This window comes from Pseudomonas sp. dw_358 (assembly GCF_018449655.1).
GTDB lineage: Bacteria > Pseudomonadota > Gammaproteobacteria > Pseudomonadales > Pseudomonadaceae > Aquipseudomonas.
In genome coordinates this window covers 1-1512 of the sequence record NZ_JAAVUX010000044.1, presented here as the reverse complement: position 1 = coordinate 1512, position 1512 = coordinate 1, and the positions used below count along the sequence as shown (strand labels likewise).

General features: G+C 48.6%; 3 protein-coding genes. All 3 read right to left on the bottom strand.

Translation table 11 applies throughout. The annotated features are described in order from the left end of the window. On the bottom strand, positions 1-220 hold a 220-nt coding region (locus tag HB675_RS25655; protein ID WP_345945801.1), incomplete at its 3' end, for an RHS repeat domain-containing protein. A gap of 227 nt (positions 221-447) precedes the next feature. Beyond that, positions 448-762 (bottom strand): hypothetical protein, encoded by a 315-nt coding sequence (locus tag HB675_RS25650; RefSeq protein ID WP_213881962.1) that lies wholly within the window; start codon positions 760-762, stop codon positions 448-450. Positions 763-764: 2 nt separating this feature from the next. Beyond that, the coding region (locus tag HB675_RS25645; RefSeq protein WP_213881961.1) for an RHS repeat-associated core domain-containing protein at positions 765-1512 on the bottom strand (748 nt) is incomplete at its 5' end.

The window sequence follows — 1512 nt, the reverse complement described above, 5'->3', positions numbered from 1 at the left end:
ACTGGGTGCGCAGGAACCGTGTGGGGTCCCAGGTGGTAGTGGTGGTGCGGGCCTGGGGCGTGCCGCTGGCTTCGGTGTGGCTGGCTTCCAGGCCCCGGTCGTTGTAGGTGTAGGTGGTGATAAAGCCTTTGGCGTCGGTCTTGGTCAGGACTTGGCCGCGGTCGTCGTAGGTGTAGGTGGAGTTGCTGGCGGGGCAGTTATCAGAGGGCTCTCCAGTAATTGCGATAACCCGTTTAACTCCTACTAACCATCACGTCCATGAGCCAATTTCTTATGCAATTAAAAATTATGAGCCAATTTTTTTATCCATATCTTCCCGTTTTCACCGGTAAATAGCGGAAACCACGAAGCATGTTGCAAAAATTATAGAATAAAATATGGGGTATCCATTAGTTTTTTTATCCACCCCATATTCGTCTTTTATCTTTGATAACCTTACAATCCAATCTAATCGTCGGATATAAATTTATGAAAGTCAATACCCCCGAAATTCAATATCTCTTGATCAATTATGCTCATAGTGATCAAAACCTTTTCCTTCTCTGATTCAGAGATACCATTGGAGCGATTAATAATCTCAGAATTTATTCTTTCAAGGTCAACGATCAGCGGAAACAGATTCTCGTTCCAAAATCTTCCGTCAATTATCCGACCTAGCCCTTCAATTCTTTGAATTGCTGAATTCAGAGGCATATCCCCTACTCTATACAGATTTACGGTTGTCATCATTAGCGAGAGTTGCCTCAAGATGAAATCTTCCATTTTTACCTCGGTATTACTGTGATGACACGGCCGGTAGCACTATCTGTAATTACAATTAGTTTTCCATCTGCGCTCTGATGCTCGGTTCGGCTGTCCGGGTAATCTTTGTCTGGCCTAGAGTTACCATTCACGATTGCATCTTCAACTGGTGTGGGCGTAATCCCTCTGCCTTGCATCTGATCAAGCGCATGTCCTGAATAATCTCGGCCATCAATATTGCCCGCCTCATTTGTACCCCTTGGAACGTCCAGAGGACTACCACGCTGTCCGGTAGGAGTGCTTGGGTCTTTGCCGTCGTTTGCTTTATCTGAATACAGGCATCCACCCGCGCAATCATCCATTTGAGGAGATGCAAGTGAGTTATTTGGGTACAAGAGGCAGCTAGCACCTGCAATCGCTGCGCCACCTATCGCCGCTCCAATCCTTGGAAGTGCTAATGGGAATCTGATAGCGTCCAACCATTCTGGGATCGCAATCGACTGCGTGCCGGCAGGATCAATGTGGCTCAACGGATTCCCGCCCACATACCCATAGGTATTGAGCCCACCCTTCAACCCGATCGGATCACTCTGCACATACCGCCCGGTCTGCGCATTGTAGTCCCGGTAGTAGTTATAGCTTAGCTGGCTGGTCGCATCATAAACCTGACCTGGGAAGCGCAGTGCGATGCTCGTCGTATTGCCATCACCGTCCACGTCCTCGTTCGGTGCACCGGCTCCGTACGCATCGCTGTTCCAGCTCCACAGCAAC